19 protein-coding genes are annotated in these 22844 nt (G+C 67.9%); 10 read left to right on the top strand and 9 right to left on the bottom strand.

Going from position 1 to position 22844, the window contains the following annotated elements; all coding sequences use genetic code 11:
• Positions 1-69 precede the first annotated feature (69 nt).
• The 5 genes from WJ12_RS26270 to WJ12_RS26290 form a co-directional block, all read right to left on the bottom strand.
• Complete coding sequence (locus WJ12_RS26270; protein WP_034191600.1) at positions 70-381, bottom strand: hypothetical protein; 312 nt, start codon at positions 379-381, stop codon at positions 70-72.
• Between the two features lie 61 nt (positions 382-442).
• On the bottom strand, positions 443-2464 hold the full coding sequence (locus tag WJ12_RS26275; protein ID WP_034191599.1) for a BCCT family transporter: 2022 nt from the start codon (positions 2462-2464) through the stop codon (positions 443-445).
• Positions 2465-2770: 306 nt separating this feature from the next.
• Positions 2771-3958 (bottom strand): porin, encoded by a 1188-nt coding sequence (locus tag WJ12_RS26280; protein ID WP_034191598.1) that lies wholly within the window; start codon positions 3956-3958, stop codon positions 2771-2773.
• Between the two features lie 106 nt (positions 3959-4064).
• A complete protein-coding gene (locus WJ12_RS26285; RefSeq protein WP_059556427.1) occupies positions 4065-6485 on the bottom strand; it encodes a glycoside hydrolase family 31 protein in 2421 nt (806 codons plus the stop codon).
• A gap of 27 nt (positions 6486-6512) precedes the next feature.
• Positions 6513-7784: an MFS transporter gene (locus WJ12_RS26290; RefSeq protein ID WP_059556428.1), complete on the bottom strand. Its 1272-nt coding sequence runs from the start codon at positions 7782-7784 to the stop codon at positions 6513-6515.
• Positions 7785-8252: 468 nt separating this feature from the next.
• On the opposite strand from WJ12_RS26290, the gene WJ12_RS26295 reads away from it, so the two are divergent.
• The 8 genes from WJ12_RS26295 (at position 8253) to WJ12_RS26330 (ending at position 17611) form a co-directional block, all read left to right on the top strand.
• A complete protein-coding gene (locus tag WJ12_RS26295) occupies positions 8253-9197 on the top strand; it encodes a MurR/RpiR family transcriptional regulator (protein ID WP_049030772.1) in 945 nt (314 codons plus the stop codon).
• On the top strand, positions 9194-10180 hold the full coding sequence (locus WJ12_RS26300; protein WP_059556429.1) for an isoaspartyl peptidase/L-asparaginase family protein: 987 nt from the start codon (positions 9194-9196) through the stop codon (positions 10178-10180). Before WJ12_RS26295 ends, WJ12_RS26300 begins: the two co-directional genes overlap by 4 nt.
• Positions 10181-10207: 27 nt before the next feature.
• Positions 10208-12124, top strand: coding sequence for a dipeptide ABC transporter ATP-binding protein (locus tag WJ12_RS26305; RefSeq protein WP_059556430.1), 1917 nt, complete (start codon positions 10208-10210; stop codon positions 12122-12124).
• Positions 12125-12253: 129 nt separating this feature from the next.
• On the top strand, positions 12254-13816 hold the full coding sequence (gene gsiB / locus WJ12_RS26310; protein WP_034191592.1) for a glutathione ABC transporter substrate-binding protein GsiB: 1563 nt from the start codon (positions 12254-12256) through the stop codon (positions 13814-13816).
• Between the two features lie 67 nt (positions 13817-13883).
• Entirely contained in the window at positions 13884-14804 is a 921-nt protein-coding gene (gsiC, locus tag WJ12_RS26315) for a glutathione ABC transporter permease GsiC (RefSeq protein ID WP_034191591.1), read from the top strand.
• 7 nt (positions 14805-14811) lie between these two features.
• Positions 14812-15705 carry a glutathione ABC transporter permease GsiD gene (gsiD, locus tag WJ12_RS26320; protein WP_034191590.1) on the top strand — a complete coding sequence of 298 codons (894 nt, stop codon included), beginning with the start codon at positions 14812-14814 and terminating at the stop codon, positions 15703-15705.
• Complete coding sequence (locus WJ12_RS26325; RefSeq protein WP_059556431.1) at positions 15705-16787, top strand: DmpA family aminopeptidase; 1083 nt, start codon at positions 15705-15707, stop codon at positions 16785-16787. The genes gsiD and WJ12_RS26325 overlap by 1 nt, the downstream gene beginning before the upstream one ends.
• Positions 16784-17611 carry a M55 family metallopeptidase gene (locus WJ12_RS26330; protein WP_059556432.1) on the top strand — a complete coding sequence of 276 codons (828 nt, stop codon included), beginning with the start codon at positions 16784-16786 and terminating at the stop codon, positions 17609-17611. Before WJ12_RS26325 ends, WJ12_RS26330 begins: the two co-directional genes overlap by 4 nt.
• 35 nt (positions 17612-17646) lie before the next feature.
• Here the strand turns inward: WJ12_RS26330 and WJ12_RS26335 are convergent, their stop codons facing one another.
• The gene (locus tag WJ12_RS26335; protein WP_059556433.1) at positions 17647-18426 is read right to left on the bottom strand and encodes an alpha/beta fold hydrolase; all 780 of its coding nucleotides are present in this window, start codon (positions 18424-18426) and stop codon (positions 17647-17649) included.
• A 142-nt stretch (positions 18427-18568) separates the two neighbouring features.
• Between WJ12_RS26335 and WJ12_RS26340 the strand changes: the two genes are divergently transcribed.
• Positions 18569-19348 (top strand): AraC family transcriptional regulator, encoded by a 780-nt coding sequence (locus WJ12_RS26340; protein ID WP_034191586.1) that lies wholly within the window; start codon positions 18569-18571, stop codon positions 19346-19348.
• 429 nt (positions 19349-19777) lie between these two features.
• Here the strand turns inward: WJ12_RS26340 and pcaG are convergent, their stop codons facing one another.
• The 3 genes from pcaG to WJ12_RS26355 form a co-directional block, all read right to left on the bottom strand.
• Positions 19778-20371, bottom strand: coding sequence for a protocatechuate 3,4-dioxygenase subunit alpha (gene pcaG, locus WJ12_RS26345; protein WP_034191585.1), 594 nt, complete (start codon positions 20369-20371; stop codon positions 19778-19780).
• A 3-nt stretch (positions 20372-20374) separates the two neighbouring features.
• Positions 20375-21082 carry a protocatechuate 3,4-dioxygenase subunit beta gene (gene pcaH / locus WJ12_RS26350; RefSeq protein WP_006489685.1) on the bottom strand — a complete coding sequence of 236 codons (708 nt, stop codon included), beginning with the start codon at positions 21080-21082 and terminating at the stop codon, positions 20375-20377.
• A 277-nt stretch (positions 21083-21359) separates the two neighbouring features.
• Positions 21360-21935: a YiiX/YebB-like N1pC/P60 family cysteine hydrolase gene (locus tag WJ12_RS26355; RefSeq protein WP_034191584.1), complete on the bottom strand. Its 576-nt coding sequence runs from the start codon at positions 21933-21935 to the stop codon at positions 21360-21362.
• A gap of 120 nt (positions 21936-22055) precedes the next feature.
• On the opposite strand from WJ12_RS26355, the gene WJ12_RS26360 reads away from it, so the two are divergent.
• On the top strand, positions 22056-22793 hold the full coding sequence (locus WJ12_RS26360) for a helix-turn-helix domain-containing protein (protein ID WP_034191583.1): 738 nt from the start codon (positions 22056-22058) through the stop codon (positions 22791-22793).
• Positions 22794-22844 lie beyond the last annotated feature (51 nt).

The raw sequence follows: 22844 nt of genomic DNA on the forward strand, positions 1-22844 counted from the left end.
GTGCCGGCATGGCCCGCTTGCGCGGCGCCGTTCACGCCTGAGGAAACCGCGCTGCGCGGTGCGTGCGTGTCAGGGTTTCCTCGCGCGCAGCATCAGCCACGCGCAACCGCCGGCCACCAGCGCGAGGCCGAGCAGGACCGCCTCGACGCCAAGCGCGAAACCGGGCGGCATTTCACCGGTGTCGGGCACGGGCGACAGGTTGCCGCCCATTGCGACGGCGCCGCCGGTCAGCAGTGCCATGCAGACGATCCAGTAGATCTTGCCGCGTGCTGCGGCCGCGCGGATTCGCCACAGCGCGATGCAGGCGCCGCCGAGATACAGCAGCGCGAGCGTGCCGAGCGCGACGAGGTCGGCGGAGCGGCTTTGCAGGAGCGCATTCATCGCGACGCTCCGTCGGGCGTGGCCGACCGGTACGGCGAAACGATGCGAGCCGCGTGCGTGCTCATTCGGCCTCCGTCGCATGTCCCGGCGCGCGGCTCAGCAGATGCGTGCGCTTGTCGGCGGCGAGCGACACGTAGCGTTCATACTGGCGCAGCACGTCGGCGATCACCTCGTCGCCGCGCAGGTATTCGACGTCGTAGCCGAGCCGGCCGTCCTCGAAGAACGTGACGATCCCGTACACGTGCTCGCGTGCCGCATCGGGCTCGGCCGCCTCGCGCACGAGAAACGCCGCCGCGGATTTCGCCGTCACGCGCACGCCGTACACGAAGTCGCGATGCTCGGCGGTCGGCACGGTAAGCCGCACCGCATCGTCGCTGTCGCGCTGCACGTGCGCATCGACGCCGCTCGCGCGCAATTCGGCGGCCACCTTGCGCAGCGCCGGCTCGACCGTTTCCGCGACGAACTGGCGCGCTTCGGCCTCGGTCGTCTGCCGCAGGATGTGCGTCAACCGATGGCGCCAGTGCTGGCCGGTCCAGAAGCTTGTTGCCGGCGCCACGTCCTGCGAATAGTGCGCACGGTCGGCCGCGAGCCCGCGCCACAGCCCGTAGCACAGCGCGAGCATGATGATCGCGACCGGCAGCGCGGCGATCAGCGTCATCGCCTGCAGCGCGCCGAGCCCGCCCGCGACGAGCAGCACCGCCGCCGTCACGCCGAGCAGCACGGCCCAGAACAGCCGCTGCCACACGGGCGAGTGTGCGTTGCCGCGGGTCGCGATCTGGTCGATCACGAAGGCGCCCGAATCGGCGGACGTGACGAAGAACACGGCGATCAGCACGATCGCGGCGATCGACAGCAGTTGCGTCAACGGCAGGAAATCGAAGAAGCGGAACAGCAGCGCGTCGACGTTGGTGGCCGTTTGCGCAAGCGCGCCGGCCGCGCCGTGCGTATCGAGCCAGATCGCGCTGTTGCCGAACACGGTCATCCACACGAGGTTGAACGCGGTCGGCACGAGCAGCACGCCGATCACGAACTGGCGGATCGTGCGGCCGCGCGAAATGCGCGCGATGAACATCCCGACGAACGGCGACCACGACACCCACCACGCCCAGTAGAGGATCGTCCAGCCGCCGAACCAGCCTTCCTCGCGCGGCGACGCATACGCGTAAGTGCGGAACGACAGGTCGACGAGGCTCGACAGGTACTGGCCGACGTTGTCGACGAGCGCGCGGAACAGGAACAGCGTCGGGCCGGCGACGGCCACGAAGGCGAGCAGCAGGAACGCGAGCAGCAGGTTCAGTTCGGACAGCCGTCGCACACCCTTGTCGAGACCGGTCGCGGCCGACACGCCCGCGAGGATCACGACGACCGCGACGAGCCCGATGCGGAATACGTTGCTGCCGGTGTCCCAGCCGCCGACCGTATGCAGGCCCGCGCTCAGCTGCATCACGCCGTAGCCGAGCGTCGTCGCGATGCCGGCGACCGTGCCGACCAGCGCGAATGCGTCGACGGTGTGACCGATCCAGCCGTCGATGCGCTCGCGCAGCACCGGATACAGCCCCGAGCGCAGCGTCAGCGGCAAGTTGTAGCGAAAGCCGAAGTACGCGAGCACGAGCCCCATCAGCCCGTAGATCGCCCACGCATGGAAGCCCCAGTGGAAGAACGTCATCAGCATCGCTTCGCGCGCGGCGGCGGGCGTGCCGGGATCGACGGTCGGCGGTTTCAGGAAATGCTGCATCGGCTCGCCGACGCCGAAATACATGAGGCCGATGCCCATGCCGGCCGCGAACAGCATGGCCGTCCACGATACGAAGCTGAATTCGGGTTCGGCATCGTCGGGACCGAGGCGGATGTTGCCGAAGCCGCTGGCGGCGATCAGCACGAGAAACACGAGGAAGCCGGTGACGGCGAGCACGTAGAACCAGTCGAAACGTGCGATGACCCACTGCTGGCCGGCGGAGAACAACGCGCCGGCTTCGCTCGGGTGCAGCGCGCACACGACGAGCAGCGCGCCGATCACGGCGAGCGCGGGCAGGACGACTTGCGGCTTGAACGTCGTGCGGGGCGAGGGACGGGAATCCGGCATGGCGGGCATCCAGTTGTGGGCGCAACGAGGCGCAACGCCGCCCGGCGCGGGTGTCGCGCGTCGGACCCTGATACGGCGTGCGTCGAGTGTACCGCGGTGTCAGGACTGCAAGAAGGGGCATGCAGAAGGGATTAATCTGACGAATTGTAAGGTATCGGCGCGATCCGGCAAACCTGCGCGGTGGCGCGGCAGGCGGACGGGACGGGGAACACGGCGCGGCGGCCGGACATCGGGCGCCCGGACGGCGCATGCGGAATGCGCATCGTCCGGGGCGTCGGCAGCGCGCTGGAGGCGCTGCCGGCAGGTTCAGAACGTGACGGCGATGCCGGCCATGCCGACGAACTGGCCGTGCGTGGTCGACGGCGTGAGCTGCTGCGAATCGCCCACGATCGGCGCCGCGTCGACGATGTGGCCGGCGCCTTGCGCGCCGAGCGTCTGTCCGCTCGAATGCGTGTACGCCTGCAGCGCATAGAGCGTCGTGCGTTTCGACAGGCTGTACGACTCCTTCAGCGAGTACTGCTGGTAGCGGGCCGCGCTCGCGACGCCGTTCGCTTTCGACGCGAGCGTGTAAGCGAACGCGCCGGCCACCGAGAACGCCGGCGTGAAGCGGTACGCGGCAAGCGCGCCGTAGGTATTGAACACGGCCGTGTCGGTGAATGCCGAGCCGTTGCCGGGCAGGTATTTCACGTTCGAATAGTTGAGGCCCATCGTGAGGTCGCCGAGCGTGTAGTTGCCGGCCGCCGCGACCTGTTCGACGGCCTTCGCGGTCAGGTAGCCCTGGTTCAGCACGGACACCGCGAAGCTGCCCGACGCCGCGGTGGCCGGGTTCAGGAAGCCGGCCGACGAGCCCGAGCTGTTGATCCGGAGGTAGCCGGCCGCGATCCCGACCGGCCCGTTCGCGTAGCGCAGCGCGGCGCTGAACGTGTTGCCCTTGCCGGTCGCGCCGGCGATGCCGCCGAATGCGTACATCGCGCTCGCGGACAGCCCCGAGAAAGTCGGCGACGTATAGGTGACCGAGTTGTTCACGCGGATCGTCGTGTCGAGGCCGTCGATGTCGCCCGGATGCGCGCCCGTCGCGCCGGTCAGCCAGCTGCTCGATGCGTACGGGCCGACGAACAGGAAGTAGGGCGTGTACTGGCGGCCGGCCGTCAGCGTGCCATAGTGATCGTTGCGCAGGCCGACGAACGCCTGGCGGTTGAACAGCGTGCCGGCGGCGGCCTGCGCGCCCGTGTTCAGGTTGAAGCCGGACTGCAGGTCGAAGATCGCGTGCGTGCCGCCGCCGAGATCCTCGTCGCCGCGCAGGCCGAACTTCGACGCATACAGGTTGCCGTCGCGCATGTAGATGTTCGAATGGCCCTGCTGGTTGTTCACGTACGCGATCGAATCGTCGACGACGCCGTACAGCGTCACGCTGCTCTGCGCGTGGGCGGCGGTCGTGCCGAGCGAGGCGGCCGATAAAATCAGGATTGCATAACGGTTGACGGGTGCTTTCATTGTCGATCTCCAGGTCTCTTCATCTTTCCAACGGGGCGGGAGGCTGGGGTGCCTCCTCTGTGGCGGACGGCGGGCCGCGCGAACGGCCCGCCTGATCGGGCTTGTGTCAATCGTCGAACGCGACGACGATGCGGCGCCATGCGCCGTCCTGCGCATCCTGCTCGACGCGCGCGCCGCGCACGGCGACGGGGCCTTGCAGCGACGCCGGCAGCAGGATCTCGACGCGCTCGGCCGGGCGGGCCGGGCGGCCGTCCCAGCGCACCGACACGCCGAGCGCGCCGGATGCCTCGCGGCCGGTTTCGATCCGCCACAGTCCGTATTCGCCGTCGCGCCAGGCTTCCGTTTCGCCGTCGTCCTCGACGCATTCGCCGGACGCGACGCCGTCCTCGATGCGCGGCGCGACGAGGAAGCCGCGCGTGTCGCCGCGCGCGCCGAAGTGCTGGGCCGCGACGTTCAGCGGCAGCACGCGGCCTTCGCGCAGCAGCATCACGGGCGTGTCGAGCGGGGCGGGCAGCGTCACGCTTGCGCCGCCGTCGAACGCCTGCGCGCTCGCGCAGCACATCCAGCGCGCGCCGGACGGCAGGTAAACCGTGCGCGCCGTCTGGCCGGGATCGACGACCGGCGCAACGAGCAGCGCGTCGCCGAGCATCATCTCGTCGCAGGCGTCGTAGCAGCGCGCATCGCCGGGGAAATCGGCGAGGGTCGGTCGCAGCACGGGCTCGTAGCGCGTCGTCGACAGCCACAGCAGGTGGTAGAGGTAGGGCAGCAGCCGGTAGCGCTGCTTGATCAGCGCCGCGATCTGCGCGGTGATCTCCGGATACATCCACGGCTCGTTGACGGTGCCGTCGTCGTTCCACGAATGGATGCTGAAGCGCGGCATGAAGATGCCGAACTGCACCCAGCGCAGCAGCAGCTCGGGTGATGGCGCGGGGCCGGAGAAGCCGCCGATGTCGTGGCCGATGTTCGACACGCCCGACAGCGCGAGCCCGAGACCCATCTTCAGGTTGTAGCGCAGCGTTTCCCATGACGTGTAGTTGTCGCCGGACCAGGTCTGCACGTAGCGCTGCATGCCCGCGCCGCCGGCGCGCGACACGAGGAACGGCCGCCGCGCCGGCGCATGCGCACGCTGCGCGTCGCGCGACGCGCGCATCATCAGCATCGTCTGCAGCACCTTCGCCTCGCGCGCCGGGAACGGCTGGCCGAAGCCGTGCGCGATCGCGTCGGGCGACCAGATCTCGTATTCGTTGTTGTCGTTCCAGGTCGATTCGATTCCATAGTCGAGTAGCGCCGAGGTGACCTGCTCGCGCCACCAGCGGTACGCATCCGGCCGCGTGAAGTCGATATAGGCGCCGACCTCGTCCCAGAACTGCACCCATGCGGGCTCGCCGGACGCCGAGCGGATCAGCAGCCCGCGCTTCGCGGCATCGTCGAACGCGGGATGGTCGCGCAGCAGGCACGGCTTGATGTTCGCGCACAGGCGGATGCCGTGGTCGCGGTAATGCTGCACGAAACCCTTCGCGTCGGGAAACTTGTCACGATTCCAGTTGAACACGTAGCGCTTCGCGCCGATCGACGTGTAGCCCGACGACAGGTGGAACGAATCGCACAGGATGTCGTGCGTGTCGCACTGCTCGACGAACTGGTTCATCTGCTGCTGCGCGTCCGGCGCGTCGGTGTAGCTCATCGTCGAGCCCGAATAGCCGAGCCCCCATTTCGGCGTGCGCGCGGGGCGCCCGGTGAGCCACGTGAAGCGCCGCGCGGCCGCGAGCGGCGTGTCGGGCGAGGCGATGAAGTAGTAGTCGAGATCGCCGTGCTCGGCGACGAAATAGCGGTACGGGCCGTGATAGTTGTCGAGTTCGCGGCCCATGTCGAACGTGCAGTCCGACAGCGTGTCGTAGAACAGCCCGAAGCCCTGGCACGCGTCGGGCGACCACGTGATGTAGAACGGTATGTGCTTGTACAGCGGGTCCGTATGCTTCGCGCTGTAGCCCATCGCGTCGATGTTGCGCATCTCGAAGCGCGCGCCCGTGCGGTCGAGTTCGCCCGCGCGTTCGCCGAGGCCGAAGACCTTGTCGCCGCGTTCGCGCGCGACGTAGTGATACGCGCGATCGTCCCACCAGCCGAAGTTGTACGCCTGCGTCGCACGGTCGGCGAGCGCGACGCGCCAGGCGCCGTCCGCCCCGCGCATCGACCACGTGCAATGGCCGCCTTGCCGGCGCACCGCGAGCCGGATCTGCGCGGTTTCGACCAACAGGACGTCATCGTCCTCGGCGAGGGAAAAGGCGGGCAGCGTGAAGCCGTCGAGGTCGAGGCGGTCGCGCCCGTCGAGCGGCACGTCGTCGAGGCCCGGCGCGATCGTCCACGTGCGCGGGTTGCGCGCGGTCGCGTCGGGCAGCACGCGCACCCGCACGATGTCGTCCTCGAGCACGAAGATCTCGACGGTGGCGCCCGTTTCGGACGCGAGCAGCACGCGGTTCGCGTGCGTGGCGACGACGCGGAACACGGGCGGATGAAGAAGCGAAGTCATGGATGCGATTCCTGGTGAGAGCGAATGTCAGGCGTGCTGCGCGAGCAGGCGTTCCTGCTTCGACTGCCCGCGGATCAGCACCGCGAGCAACGTCACGCCGATGATGTCGAACAGGCCGAGGCACGCGAACAGCGGCGCGTAGCCGATCTTGTCGGCGAGCGCGCCGACCAGCAGCGAGAAACCGAGCCCGCCGATCCACGCGGCCATTCCCGCGAAGCCGCTCGCGGTGCCGACTTCCTCGGAATCGAACACGTCGGCCGACAGCGTGTTGACGAGCGCGGAGATCATCTGGTGCGCGAAACCGCCGACGCAGAACAGCGCGATGGCCGTGTACGGCGACGACACGAGGCCGATCATCGCGGGCCCGAGCATCAGCACCGCGCCGAGCGCGACGCCGGCGACGCGCGACCACACGAGCGGCAGCTTGAAGCGCTTCGCGAGATACGGCGACAGGTAGCCGCCCGCGATGCCGCCGGCGTCGGCCGCGAGGAACGGCATCCACGCGAAGATCGCGATCTGCGTGAGCGGCATGTGGCGCTCGGTCGCGAGGTACAGCGGAATCCAGAAGCTGAAGGTCTGCCAGGCGGGTTCGGCGAAGAAGCGCGGCAGCGCGATGGCCCAGAAGCGCCGCGCGGTGACGACGTCGCGGATACGGCGCTTCGACACGGGCGGCATCGTCGCCTGGCCGTCGCGGATCAGCGTGCGTTCCTGCGGCGAGATGCGCGGATGATCGGCGGGCGACCGGTACTGCGTGTACCAGAGCGCGGCCCATACGAACCCGAGCGCGCCGGTGGCCATGAACGCGGCCTGCCAGCCGAACCGCATCGACAGGAACACGACGAGCGGCGGGGCGATCGCGGCGCCGAGCGACGTGCCTGCATTGAAGTAGCCGACCGCGACGGACTTCTCGCGATCGGGAAACCATTCGGCGACAGCCTTCATCCCCGACGGAATCGCGGCGGCTTCGAACAGCCCCAGGAAACCGCGCAGGATGCCGAGCGACAACCAGCCCGACGCGAAACCATGCGCGACGCCGACCACCGACCACAGCATCGCGAACAGCGCGAACCCGAGCCGCAGCCCGATCAGGTCGACGATGAATCCGCATACCGGCTGCATGATCGTGTAGCCGATCTGGAAGGCCCCGACGATGTACGAATACTGTTGCGTCGAGATCGCAAACACCTGCTTCAGCTCGGGCGCGAGCACCGCGAGGGAATTCCGTGCGAGGTAGTTGAGGATCGTGCCGAGACACACGAGCACGATGATCCACCAGCGCAATGCCTTGACTGTTTTCACTGCTGTCTCCTGTTGGGCAGGGCGGGCATGCGACACCTGCCTTGAACCATGCGAGCCGTCCGATCAGGACGGCTCTTTCACCTTATTTGTACGATGTCCGATCATCTTGAACACCGGTTTCCATCGGTTTATATCGAAATCAAGCGGTTCGAGCGAACATTTCGTGACCGTCTGACGTCTTTGTTATCTGACGACTGATCATTTTCGAGCATCCTATGTTCGAATTCGAATCCGGTCAACGTGAATTTGCATTCGAACGAACATGATCGGGGTTTTCCCGATGAGCGGGCGGCAGCGGCGCACGAAGACGGCCGCGGCGCGTGCCGAATGCCCGCGTGGCGGGGCTGTGCGACGGCTGGACGCGCGGCGCCCGTCGGATGGGGCGTGACAACCCTGATGAAAATTTATTTCTTTCCGGAATCTGGATTGTGTAAATTGATTTTCATCATCCTTGCAACGACCCTTCGCATGACGCCTCTCGTTCCGCCCGATGCCATTCACGACGAACCCGCGATCGCCGAGCGGATCGCGTCGGCGATGCCGTTGATGACGCCGATTCACCGGCGCATGGGCGAGTTCGTGCTCGCGAACCCGTTTCGCGCGGCGACGATGCGGATCGACGAGCTCGCGCAGGCCGTGAACGCGTCGATCGCGACCGCGAACCGCTTCGCGAAGGCGCTCGGTTTCGACGGCTATCCGGCGATGCGCGCGGCGCTCGTGCGCGGCTTCGAGGCGACGCTCGGGCCGGTCGAGCGGCTGCGTTCCGCGCAGGAGCAGGAGCCCGGCGTACGCGGCGCGGTATGGATCGACGCGGTATTCGACCAGGCCGTCGCGAACATCGGGAGCACGCGCGCGCAACTCGATGCGGCCGACGTCGAGGCCGCGGTCGAGGCGATCGTCGGCGCGCGGCGCGTGCTGATCCTCGGCGCCGGGTCGAGCGCGTTCCTGGCCGGGCTGATGGAGCACGGGCTGTCCGTGTGCCATGACAGCGTGCAGTCGCTCGCGCTGCTCGGCGGGCCTTCGCACGCGGCACGGCGCCTGTACACGGCCGATTCGCGCGACCTCGTGATCGCGCTCGCGTTTCCGCGCTACGTGAAGGACACGGTCGAGCTGGCCCGTCGTGCGGCGGCGCGCGGCGCGCGCGTGCTCGGCATCTCGGACGGTCCGCAATCGCCGCTGGCGCCGATCGCGTCGTTGAACCTGTACGTCAAGGCCGAACGGCGTTTCGCCGCCACGTCGGAAGCCGCCGTGCTCACGATGATCGAGGCGTTGATCGACGCGGTCGCGCTGCGTACGCACCGGTCCGCGAAATCCGCCGCCGAAATGACCGAATTCCTGCTGCCTTGGCTCGTGCAGCCGCAGGCGGCGTTGCCGGCCGTCAACCCTTCTTCCCCCGGTCCGAAAAAATCATGACTTCACCCGCGATCGTCGCGATTCACGGCGGCGCAGGCACGATCCTGCGCGAAGCGATGGATACCGACACCGAACGCCGATACCGTGGCGAACTGACCGCGATCCTGCAGGCCGCGCAGCAGGTGCTGGCCGACGGCGGCAGCGCGCTCGACGCCGTCACCGTCGCCGTGCGCATGCTCGAGGACTGCCCGCTGTTCAACGCCGGGCGCGGCGCCGTCTACACGGCCGAAGGCAAGCACGAACTCGACGCGGCGGTCATGGACGGCGCGACGCTCGGCGCCGGCGCGATCTGCTGCGCGACGCGCGTGCGCAATCCGGTGCTGGCCGCACGACGCGTGATGGAGGCGAGCGAGCACGTGCTGTTCGCCGGCGCGGGCGCCGATGCGTTCGCGGCCGCGCAGGGGCTCGAGCTTGCGGAACCCGGCTACTTCGACACCGAAGCGCGGCATGCGCAGTGGCTCAAGGCGCGTGCGACGGCCGGTGCGATGCTCGACCACGATGCGGCGACGTTCGCGTTCGGCAAGTCGCAGCCGGCCGAGCCGCTCGATCCGGACCGCAAGCACGGCACGGTCGGCGCGGTCGCGTGCGACCTGCACGGCCACATCGCGGCGGCGACGTCGACGGGCGGCATCACGAACAAGCAGCCGGGGCGGGTGGGCGATTCGCCGATCATCGGCGCGGGCTGTTATGCCGACGACGCGACTTGCGCGGTATCGTCGACGGGTACCGGCGAAATGTTCATCCGGCTCGCGACCGCGCACGACGTCGCCGCGCAGATGGCGTATCGCGGCGCGTCGCTCGCCGACGCGGCACACGACGCCGTGATGAACAAGCTGCCGCGCCTGGCTGGCCGCGGCGGGATCGTCGCGGTCGATGCTCAGGGCAACGTCGCGATGCCGTTCAACACCGAAGGGATGTACCGCGGTTACGCGCGCGTCGGGGAGGCGCCGGTCGTCGGCATCTACCGCGACGATGCGGCCTGATTCCGGATCGCACGAGGAGAACCCCGCATGACTTCGAGCCGAACCCCATCCGGCCTCGTGCTGCCCGAACAGCGCGTGGTGGCCGTCGACGACCTGTCGGTCACGTTCCGCCGCGAAGGCGCGACGTTCGACGCGGTGCGCAACGTGTCGTTTCACGTCGACCGCGGCGAGACGCTCGCGATCGTCGGCGAATCGGGCTCCGGCAAATCGGTCACGTCGCTCGCGCTGATGCGGCTCGTCGAGCACGGCGGCGGCGCGATCACGGGCGGCCGGATCGCGTTCCGGCGCCGCGGCGGCGCGCTCGTCGATCTGGCGCAGGCGAGCGCCGCGACGATGCGCGGCATTCGCGGCGCGGACATCGCGATGATCTTCCAGGAGCCGATGACGTCGCTGAACCCGGTGTTCACGGTCGGCGACCAGATCAGCGAGGCGATCGCGCTGCACCAGTCGAAGAGCGCGGCGGAAGCGCGCGCGGAAGCGCTGCGGCTGCTCGATCTCGTGCGCATTCCGGAAGCGCGCCGCGTGTTCGCGCGTTATCCCCACCAGCTGTCGGGCGGGATGCGGCAGCGCGTGATGATTGCGATGGCGCTGTCGTGCCGGCCCGCGCTGCTGATCGCCGACGAACCGACGACCGCGCTCGACGTGACGATCCAGGCGCAGATCCTGCAACTGGTGCGCGGGCTGCAGGACGAAATGAACATGGGCGTGATCTTCATCACGCACGACATGGGCGTGGTCGCCGAAGTGGCCGATCGCGTGCTCGTGATGTATCGCGGCGAGAAGGTCGAGGAGGGCGAGTCGGACCGCATCTTCGCGGCGCCCGCGCATCGCTACACGCGGGCGCTGCTCGCGGCCGTGCCGCGGCTCGGCTCGATGCAGGGCACCGACGCGCCCGAGAAATTCCCGTTGCTGAAGGTGGACGCGAGCACGACGGCACCGGCGCCGGCCACGGCGCCCGCCACGGCGCCCGCCGCGAACGACGATGCGCAGCCGCCCGTCGATCGCGCCGCGCCGCCGATCCTGCGCGTGCGCGATCTCGTCACGCGCTTTCCGGTGAGAAGCGGCGTGTTCGGCCGCGTGTCGCAGTACGTGCATGCGGTCGAGCGCGTGAGTTTCGAGCTGCGCGCGGGCGAGACGCTTGCGCTCGTCGGCGAATCGGGCTGCGGCAAGTCGACCACCGGCCGTTCGCTGCTGCGCCTCGTCGAATCGCAGAGCGGTTCGATCGAATTCGACGGCCGCGACATCAGCGCGATGAAGGGCGCGGACCTGCAGGCGCTGCGCCGGAACATCCAGTTCATCTTCCAGGATCCGTTCGCGTCGCTGAACCCGCGCCTGACGGTCGGCTTCTCGATCATGGAGCCGCTGCTCGTGCACGGCGTCGCGAGCGGCAGCGAGGCGCAGGCGCGCGTCGACTGGCTGCTCGACAAGGTCGGCCTGCCGCCCGAGGCCGCGCGTCGCTATCCGCACGAATTCTCGGGCGGCCAGCGCCAGCGGATCGCGATCGCGCGTGCGCTCGCGCTGAACCCGAAGGTCGTGATCGCCGACGAGTCGGTGTCGGCGCTCGACGTGTCGGTGCAGGCGCAGATCGTCAACCTGATGCTCGACCTGCAGCGCGAGCTCGGCGTCGCGTACCTGTTCATCTCGCACGACATGGCGGTGGTCGAGCGCATCAGCCATCGCGTCGCGGTGATGTATCTCGGCCAGATCGTCGAGATCGGCCCGCGCCGCGCGGTGTTCGAGGCGCCGCAGCATCCGTACACGAAGAAGCTGATGAGCGCGGTGCCGGTGGCTGACCCCGCGCGCCGGCATGCGCCGCGCCAGCTCGCGGCGGACGAAATCCCGAGCCCGATCCGCGCGATCGGCGACGACCCCGTCGTCGCGCCGCTCGTCGCGGTCGGCCCCGATCATTACGTCGCGACGCATCGCGTCGGCGGCGCGTATTGAGCGCGCGGCAGGTTGCATATGGACCGCAGCTGCGCACGAGCGAGACAACGGCGTCTTTATCCCGAGCGGGTGCAGTCACGCCGCGATTTCCACCACGCGTTACCGAATCATCCACAGGAGCCCAGCAAGATGAACAAGCCGTATTCGTTCCCGATGTTCCGTCCGCGCGCGCTGTTCGCGGCGGGGGCCGGCGCGCTCGCGCTGTCGGTCGCGGTGCCCGCGTTCGCGCAGCAGAATGTCGTGGTCGCCGTGTACTCGACGTTCACGACGATGGACCCGTACGACGCGAACGATACCGTGTCGCAGGCCGTCGTCAAGTCGTTCTACGAGGGGCTGTTCGGTTTCGACCGAAACATGAAGCTCGTCAACGTCCTGGCGACCAGCTACACGGCGTCGCCGGACGCGAAGGTGTACACGGTCAAGCTGCGCGAGGGCGTGAAATTCCACGACGGCACCGACTTCAACGCGGCCGCGGTGAAGGCGAACTTCGATCGCGTGACCGACCCGGCGAACAAGCTGAAGCGTTACGGCCTGTTCCGCGTGATCGAAAAGACCGAGGTGGTCGATCCGACCACGGTGCGGTTCACGTTGCGCGAGCCGTTCTCGGCGTTCATCAATACGCTCGCGCACCCGTCGGCGGTGATGATCTCGCCGGCCGCGCTGAAGAAGTGGGGGCGCGACGTGTCGCTGCATCCGGTCGGCACCGGGCCGTTCGAATTCGTCGAATGGAAGCAGACCGACGACATGAAGGTGAAGAAATTCGCCGGCTACTGGAAGAAGGGTTATCCGAAGGTCGACACCATCGACTGGAAACCGGTGGTCGACAACAACACGCGCGCCGCACTGATCAAGACGGGCGAGGCGGATTTCGCGTTCACGATTCCGTTCGAGCAGGCGAGCGACCTCAAGAGCAACCCGAAGATCGAGCTGATCGAGTCGCCGTCGATTATCCAGCGCTACATCTCGCTGAACACGCAGCAGAAGCCGTTCGACAACCCGAAGGTGCGTGAAGCGCTGAACTACGCGGTCAACAAGGAAGCGCTCGCGAAGGTCGTGTTCGCCGGCTACGCGACGCCTCAGACCGGCGTGGTGCCGATGGGCGTCGAATATGGGACGAAGCTCGGGCCCTGGCCGTACGACCCGGCGAAGGCGCGTGCGTTGCTGAAGGAAGCCGGTTATCCGGACGGATTCGAATCGACGCTCTGGTCCGCGTACAACCATTCGACGGCGCAGAAGCTGATCCAGTTCGTCCAGCAGCAGCTTGCGCAGGTCGGCGTGAAGGTGCGCGTGCAGGCACTCGAGGCCGGCGAGCGGGTCGCGAAGGTCGAGAGCGCGCAGGATCCGGCAGCCGCGCCGGTGCGGATGTACTACAGCGGCTGGTCGGCATCGACGGGCGAAGCGAACTGGGCACTGACGCCGCTGCTCGCGTCGGCATCGGCGCCGCCGAAGCTCTACAACACCGCGTACTACAAGAGCAGCGCCGTCGACGACGATCTCGCGAAGGCGCTGGAGACGACCGACCGTGCGAAGAAGGCCGCGCTTTACGCCGACGCGCAGAAGCAGGTGTGGACCGACGCGCCGTGGATTTTCCTGGTGCAGGAGAAGATCGTCTATGCGCGCAACAAGCGATTGCACGGCATGTACGTGATGCCGGACGGTTCGTTCAACTTCGACGAAATCTCGGTGAAATGACGGCGGCTTGCCCGCCACGCGGTGCCGGCGGCGCAAGCCGCCGGTGCGCTGATTCGATCGGTGCCCCATGCTGAATTTCCTCGTCAAACGCCTGTTCGGCCTGCTGCCCACGCTCGCGATCGTCGCGGTGCTGGTGTTCCTGTTCGTGCACCTGCTGCCGGGCGACCCGGCGCGGCTCGCGGCCGGCCCCGAAGCCGACGACGCGACGGTCGCGCTCGTGCGTGCCGATCTCGGGCTCGACCGGCCGCTGCCCGCGCAATTCGTGAATTTCTTCGCGAAGATCGCGCACGGCGATTTCGGCACGTCGACGCGCAGCAAGCGGCCGGTCTCGACCGAGATCGGCGAACGTTTCATGCCGACGCTGATGCTGACGCTCGTCAGCATGGTGTGGTCGACGCTGTTCGGCATGGCGATCGGGATTGCGTCGGCGGTCTGGCGCAATCGCTGGCCCGACCGTCTCGGCATGACGATCGCGGTGTCGGGTATTTCGTTTCCGGCGTTCGCGCTCGGCATGCTGCTGATGGAAGTCTTCTCGGTGAAGCTCGGCTGGCTGCCGGTCGTGCCGGACGGCTCGTGGAAGAGCTACGTGCTGCCGTCGCTGACGCTCGGCGCGGCGGTCGCGGCCGTGATGGCGCGCTTCACGCGCGCGTCGTTCGTCGAGGTGCTGAACGAGGACTTCGTGCGCACCGCGCGAGCGAAGGGTGTGCACGAGCCGATGGTCGTGCTCAAGCACTGCCTGCGCAACGCGATGATCCCGGTCGTCACGATGATGGGGCTGCAGTTCGGCTTCCTGCTCGGCGGCTCGATCGTCGTCGAGGTCGTGTTCAACTGGCCGGGCCTCGGCCGCCTGCTCGTCGATGCGGTGACGATGCGCGACTACCCGGTGATCCAGGCGATCGTGCTGCTGTTCTCGCTCGAATTCATCCTGATCAACCTGACCGTCGACGTGCTGTACGCGGTCATCAACCCGACCATCCGGTTCAAGTGAGGCGCGCATGAACGCGACTGTCCAGACCGCGGCGCCGGCCGCATCGAGCGCGATCCGCACGCCGTGGCGCGAATTCTGGCGCAAGTTCCGCAAGCAGACCGTCGCGCTCGTCGCGGGCGGCTTCGTGCTCGCGCTCGTCGTGCTGGCGTTCGTCGGCCCGCACATCGTGCCGTTCGACCCGGAGAACTATTTCGACTACGACGCGCTGAACGCGGGGCCGTCGGCCGTGCACTGGTTCGGCGTCGATTCGCTCGGCCGCGACATCTTCAGCCGGATCGTCACGGGCACCCGCATCTCGCTCGCGGCCGGCTTCTTCTCCGTTGCGCTCGGCGCGGTGATCGGCACATTCTTCGGGCTGCTCGCCGGCTACTACGAAGGCTGGTGGGACCGCATCACGATGCGTATCGCCGACGTGCTGTTCGCGTTCCCGGGCATCCTGCTCGCGATCGGCGTGGTGGCGATCCTCGGCAACGGGATGGTCAACGTGATCTGCGCGGTCGCGATCTTCAGCATCCCGGCGTTCGCGCGGCTCGTGCGCGGCAACACGCTGATGCTCAAGCACATGACCTACGTCGAGGCCGCGCGCAGCATCGGCGCGTCGGACTGGACGATCATCGTGCGGCACATCCTGCCGGGCACCGTGTCGTCGGTCGTCGTCTACTTCACGATGCGGATCGGCACGTCGATCATCACGGCCGCGAGCCTGTCGTTCCTCGGGCTCGGCGCGCAGCCGCCGACGCCGGAGTGGGGCGCGATGCTCAACGAGGCGCGCGCGGACATGGTGACGGCGCCGCACATCGCCATTTTTCCGAGTCTCGCGATCTTCCTGACCGTCCTTGCGTTCAACCTGCTCGGCGACGGGCTGCGCGACGCGCTCGATCCGAAGCTGGAGCGCCGCTGATGCGGGTGGCGCCGATGTGGAGTGCCACGTTGCCGGCCGGGCGGCGCGGCACGATCGCCGACGTGCCGGGCGTGACGGTCGGCCATTGCACGCTCGATGCCGGGGACGTGCAGACAGGCGTGACCGTCGTGAAGCCGCATCCGGGCGACGTGTACCGCAGCAAGGTGCCGGCGGGGGCCGCCGTGATCAACGGATTCGGCAAGAGCGTCGGGCTCGTGCAGGTCGGCGAACTCGGCACGCTCGAGACGCCGATCGCGCTGACCAATACGTTCGGCGTCGGCGCGGTGGCCCAGGCGCAGATCCGTGCGGCGATCGCCGCGAATCCGCGGATCGGCCGCGACTGGTCGACCGTCAATCCGCTCGTGTTCGAGTGCAACGACGGTTACCTGAACGATATCCAGGCATTCGCGGTCACGGCCGCGCATTACGACGACGCGTGCCGCACGGCCTCCCGCGACGTCGCACGCGGTGCGGTGGGGGCCGGGCGCGGGATGTCGTGTTTCGACCTGAAGGGCGGGATCGGCTCCGCATCACGCGTGGCGTTCGCGGCTGGCCGGCCCTACACGGTCGGTGCGCTCGTGCTCGCGAATTTCGGCCGACTGCCGATGCTGACGCTCGGCGGCGTGCCGCTCGGGCGCGTCGTCGCGCAACGGCGTGCGGCCGAAGCCGCGCATGCGGCGCCGCCCGAGCAGGGCTCGATCATCCTGTTGCTGGCCACCGATGCGCCGCTCGACGCGCGGCAGTTGTCGCGCCTCGCGCGCCGCGCAGGCGCGGGGCTGGCGCGTACCGGTTCCGTCTACGGCCACGGCAGCGGCGATATCGCGCTTGCATTCTCGACGGCCTGCACGATCGCGCACGACACAACGACGATCGCGTTGCCGGCCCTCGTGGCCGATGCGGCGCTCGATCCGCTGTTCATGGCCGCGGCCGAAAGCGTCGAGCACGCGATCGCCGACGCGTTGCTGCAGGCCGTGACGGTCGCCGGGCGCGACGGGCACGTGCGGCAATCGCTGCGTGACGCGGTGCCCGATCTCGACCGCTTGTTCAACGAAAATAACGAAGGGCATCCGATCCAGTCATGAAGATCCTGATTTCGACCGACATCGAGGGTGTCGCCGGCGTATTCGCCGTCGAGCAGACGCGCGCGGGTAATCCGGAGTACGAACGCGCGCGCCGCTGGATGACCGCCGAGGCGAACGCGGCGATCGAAGGCGCGTTCGCGGGCGGCGCGCAGGCCGTGTGGGTCAACGATTCGCACGGCGGCTATCGCAACCTGCTGCCCGACGGGCTCGATGCGCGCGCCCGCGTCGTGCTTGGCAAGCCGCGCATGCTCGGGATGATGGCGGGCCTGGAACAGCAGCCCGACCTCGTGTTCATGATCGGCTATCACTCGAAGTCGCAGACGCGCGGCGTGCTTGCGCACACGATCAACAGCTTCGCGTTCACGCAGGTGTGGCTGAACGGCGTCGAGCTCGGCGAAGCCGGGCTGTACGGTGCGCTGGCGCACGAATATGGCGCGCGCATCGCGCTCGCCACGGGCGACGACGTGTTCGCCGGGGAAACGCAGCCGCTGTTTCCGGATGCCCGTTTCGAGACGGTCAAGACGGCCGGCGGCGCATCGAGCGGTGATACGCTCACGCCCTCCGCGTCGTGTGCGCGGATCGCGGCCGCCGCGCGCGAGACGGTCGCGCACGCGCTGTCGGCGGGGTGGCACGCGGGTGCCCATCGGCCCGCGCCGGCTGCTTGCACGCTGCGCGTGCAGACGGCCGCGCAGGCCGACCTGTTCGGCGTGCTGCCGTCGCTCGAGCGCGTCGATGCGGTGACGCTGCGCTTCGACGGGCCGTCGGTCGAGCACGTGGTGCGCACGCTGAACAGCCTGTCGGCCATGTCGTTCATGCTGCGGTGATGCGCGCCGCCACGATGCCGCGTGCGTGCGGCCGGTCAGTCGACGACGGCGGGGCGGGCCGTCGCGGCGAGCAGGAACGCTTCCATCGCCGCGACCAGCGCGAGCGGCGTCTCGTTCATCGGATAGTGGCCCGCGTTGCGCAGCACGTCGACGGTCGCGAGCGGATAGCGCCGCAGGTAGGTGCGGGCCATCAGCGCCGCGTCGAACGCCGGATCGTGTTCGCCGATCAGCACTTTGACCGGATGCGTACCGGCGATCTCGCTGCTGAAATCCGTATCGGCCCACGCACGGAAGTACGCGCCGAAAGCCTGCGCCGACGAACAGGCTGCCGAATACGCGGCTTTCCACTCGACCCAGGCGGCGGGCAGGCGGCCGCCGGTGCTGCGGTCGATGATGGTTCGGCGATCGGCGACGTGGTCGGCGGCGCGCTCGAATAACGCGCGTCGTGCGGTGTCGAACGGCAGGCCGCCGCACGGCACGGGCGCGATCGGCACCAGCGCGCGCACCCGGTCGGGCGCGATGGCGGCGATCTTCTCGATCGCCATGCCGCCCATCGAATGGCCGACGAGGCTGAAGGTCGGGAAGCCGAGCGCGTCGGCGAGCGCGAGCGTGTCGGCGGCGATTTCGTCGATCGTATAGTCGCCGCATGCGTCGCGCATGCGCCCGTAGCCTCGGTAGTCCATGAAGACATAACTGAAATGCTCGCGCGACAGCCACGCTTCGACGGGGTCGAATGCGCGGGCGTCGCCGAACCAGCCGTGCAGCACGAGAACAGGGTGGGGGCCGTCCCCCACGCGATGAAACGTATTCGGCATGTCCGCTCCGATGAGGTTGCAATCCGGCCGATCAGGCCGACGGGTCTTGCGGCCGGGAGGCCGCGCAACGGTGGAGCGGATCGTAGATCGATCGAAGGCGACCCGCCTTCGATATCGGGTCATTGATGATGGAATTCGGGCCGTGAGAAATACGCTGCTAGATCCCTACGAACACCTTCCGCGGAGCGTGGTCGTGACCGCCAACGACTATGCGGCCGGCACGACGTTTCCGGAGCACGCGCATGGGCGCGGGCAATTCGCGTTCGCGTCGCGCGGCACGATCAGCGTGTCGACGCCGCACGGGCGCTGGCTGGTACCGCCGCAGCGCGCGTGCTGGGTGCCGGCCGGCGTGCGGCACGAAATGACGATGACCGGGCCGGTCACGATGCTCAACACGTTCGTGTCCGCCGATGCCGCGCAGGCGGCCGGTTTGCCCGGGCAGTGCGGCGTCTATGGCGTGTCGCCGCTGCTGCGGCAACTGATCGACGACGCGATCGACCTGCCGGCCCTGTACGACGTCGACGGGCGTGCCGGCAAGCTGATGGACCTGCTGGTCGCGGAAATCGCGACGATGCCGCGCCTGTCGCTGCATGCGCCGCTGCCGTCCGATGCAAGGCTCGCGAAAGTGTGCCGGCACCTGTTCGCGTCGCCGTCGATCGCGGCCGATCTCGACCAGGTCGCGGCCGACGCGGGCGTGAGCCGGCGGACGTTCACGCGTCAGTTCCGCGCGCAGACGGGCGTGAGTTTTGCCGCGTGGCGCCAGCAGGTGTGCATGCTCGCGGCGATTGCCCGCCTGACCGACGGGCAGCCGGTGACGCGCGTCGCGCTCGATCTCGGGTATGCGAGCGCAAGCGCGTTCACGTCGGCGTTCCGCCGCATCCTCGGCGATACGCCGAGCCGGTATCTGGAGATTCGGCGCTAGCCGGCCGCAACCGCAAAAAAATACGCGCCCGCCAAATTCGGTCGGACGCGTTTAAAGGCACTCGGTCAGAAAAAAATGCGCGAACAACCCGTTGGGCCGTTTCGCGCATTACCTGTGTAATTGTTGCCTCTTCAGATTTAATCCTTGTTGCTCGTTGCAGATAACGAAGGATACGCCGCATAACGCGCAAACGATATCCCGTTGGTTCGACGATCCATGTGCGGTCGCAGCATGCGTTTCGATCACGCGTTTGAAGTCGGGGCAAGACGCCACGGCCAACAGGCATTCGCGGCCGCCACGCGCCACGATGCGACGCATCATCGAATGATGGCGACGGCGCATGAAAAACGCCGCGTGATGCGATGCCTGTCGGTATCGCGCCACGCGGCGGGCGGTTGCGTGCGACGCCGGCGTGTGCCGGCGCAAGCGTCAAACGTCGAAGAACACCGTTTCGTCAGGCCCCTGCATGCGGATGTCGAAGCGGTAGACGACCGGACGGCCCGGTTGCGCGTCGCGTTTCGCGACGAGCGTCGCGCGGCGCTCGGCCGGCACCGCGTTCAGCACGGGGTCGGTGGCGTTCGCCGCGGCTTCGTCGTCGAAGTACACGCGCGTGAACGCATGGGTGAGGATCCCGCGCATCATCACGGTCACGTTGATGTGCGGTGCCTCGTCGGCGGCGATGCGGCCCGGCTTCACCGTCTCGACGACGAAGCGTTGTTGCGCGTCGGTGCCCGTGCCGACCCGCGCGAAACCCGTGAAGCCGGAGGCCGCGATGTCGGCGCGCGAGGCCGGGTAGCGGCCCGCGCTGTCCACCTGCGTGAATTCGAGCACCGCGTCGCCGACGACGTTGCCGTCGCCGTCGAACACCTGGCCGACCAGCAGCACGTGCTCGCCTTCGGCGTGCGCCGCGGCGATCGTCGGCGTGAACAGGCTCTTCAGGTCATAGTCGTATTGCTGCGGGCACAGGCCGTACGCGAAGTACGGGCCGACCGTCTGCGAAGGGGTTTGCTTCAGCGTCGTCATGGTTCAGCGCTCCATCGGGGTGGCGTCGCGGCCGCGCAGCACGATGTCGAATTCGTAGCCGAGCGCATAGCCTTCTTCGGTGATGTCCATCGAGAAGCGCGAGATCAGGCGATCGCGCGCGGCCTCGGGCGTGCCCTGGAAGATCGGGTCGTACGCGAGCAGCGGATCGCCGGGGAAGTACATCTGCGTGACGAGACGCGAGCCGAAGTAATCGCCGAACAGCGAGAAGTGGATGTGATTCGGGCGCCACGCGTTCGGATGGTTGCCCCACGGATACGCGCCGGGCTTGATCGTCAGGAAGCGGTAGCGGCCTTCGTCGTCGGTCAGGCAGCGGCCGGCGCCGAGGAAGTTCGGGTCGAGCGGCGCGTCGTGCTGGTCGACCTTATGCACGTAGCGGCCGGCCGCGTTCGCCTGCCACACCTCGACGAGCGTGTTGCGCACGGGCTTGCCGCCTTCATCGAGCACGCGGCCCGTGACGACCATGCGCTCACCGAGCGGCTCGCCGTTCTTCACGGCGTTCTTCGTCAGGTCGTGGTCGAGCGCGCCGAGATCCTCGGCGCCGTAGACGGGCGCGTACTGGTCGCGCAGCTTCTCTTTCAGCGGGATCAGCGGGCGGGTCGGGCCGCGCTTCACCGACGAGCGGTACTCGGGGTGGACATAGGCCGGATGCGACGGCCAGTCGCGCGGCGTGAGGATCGTGGGGGAATCCATCGGGCGTCTCCTGTTAGGTTTTTCGCAAAGTGGATGGCATGACTTTAGCCAATCCGGAAAGTTATGCAAAATGACCTTTTTTCGTCGGACGCATAACCATTCGTTATGTTCGACACGCCCATGAAAAATCCGCCGGACAGGATGCCTGTCCGGCGGATGAAAGCGATCGGGCTTCGCGTCGTCGATGACGACCCCGTGCACGGCCCTCCAGCCAGCCCGTCGCTATTTTTTGTCGTTTGTTCTTGTCGTTATGCGGTCTCCCTGAGCGCGCCCGTTGTCAGCGGCGGGCGGGATCGAACACGATCCCGTCGAATTCGAGCGACAGCGCGTCGCTGCGCAACAGCGCGGCCGGCGTCGCGGTCCGCTCGGCACCCAGCACGTCGAATACGTATTGCGCGCAGAATCCGCGCCGCACCCGCGGGTTGAAGCGATGGCCGAGCAGTGCGTCGATGCGCTGTTCGGCCATCGCGTGCGTCTGGCGCTGAGCGTCGGCCGACGGCGCCGCGATACGGCGCGCCAGCGCGATGCGCCCGCCTTCGGTATGGGCGACGAAGCGCGACAGCGGCGTGAGCTTCGTCCACGCCAATGCAGCGGATTCGGCGATCACCGGTTCGTCGCCCGACGTATCGACGACGATGCCGAAGCGGTTGGTCCACGCACCCGCCGAAGCCGTCGTGCCTGCCGCGTCGCTCGGCGCCCTTGCCGGCACGCGGATGAATACGAGATCGCCGACATGCGCGCCGGCGGCCAGCGTGCGGACGGTCGCAAGCGGCAACGTGCGATCGGTGTCGCGTGCCTCGCGCGGGGCTGTGTCATGCGGTGGGTACGCGGCGGTTTCGGTTCGGGTGGTCATTTCGGCTTCGTCGTCGAGTGACAGGACGGAGCGGATTATGCGGACAAGTAACGATAAGTGTTAATTTGCCTGTGCGAGTAGCCTAATATTCGACCTGAAGCATCATTTTTCGATACCAAAATGACCGAAACCGCCCAACTCATCGACACGCTGAAGCGCCAGTTGAAGGCGCAGGGCATGACCTACCGCGACGTCGCGCGGGCGCTCGACGTCTCCGAGACGAGCGTGAAACGGCTGTTCGCCAGCGGCCGGTTCACGCTGGAGCGTCTGGCGGAGATCGCGCAACTGCTCGGCTATACGTTGGCCGAGCTCGTGCAGGAGGCGTCGGTATCGGCGCCGCGGCTGCACGTGCTGACCGAACAGCAGGAGGCGCTGCTCGTGTCGGACGAGAAACTGCTGCTCGTGGCCGTCTGCGCGATCAACTACTGGACCGTGCAGGACATCGTGTCGGCCTATCAGGTGACGAAGGCCGAGTGCGTGAAATACCTGCTGATGCTCGACCGGATGAACGTCGTCGCGCTGCTGCCGGGCGACCGGATTCGCGTGCGCGTCGCGCGCGACTTCGACTGGCTGCCGGGCGGGCCGATCCGCCGGTACTTCCATGCGCATGCGCTCGGCGATTTTCTCGACAGCCGCTTCGACGGCGCCGGCGAGACGATGACGTTCTCGCAAGGGATGCTGACCGAGGCCGCCGCCGCGGAGCTCGAACTGGAGTTGCGCCGGCTGCGCAACAAGGCGGCCGCGCTGCATGCGGAATCGTCGTCCGCGCCGCTCGGGCAGAAGCATGGCACGGGCCTGCTGATCGCGAAGCGGATCTGGGAGCCGGCGGGGTTCCACGCGCTGCGACGCGGCACGTGATATCGCGCCGAGTGCTTGGGGCTATCCGGAAAGTTATGCAAAATGGCATTT

Source organism: Burkholderia seminalis (assembly GCF_001718535.1).
GTDB lineage: Bacteria > Pseudomonadota > Gammaproteobacteria > Burkholderiales > Burkholderiaceae > Burkholderia > Burkholderia seminalis.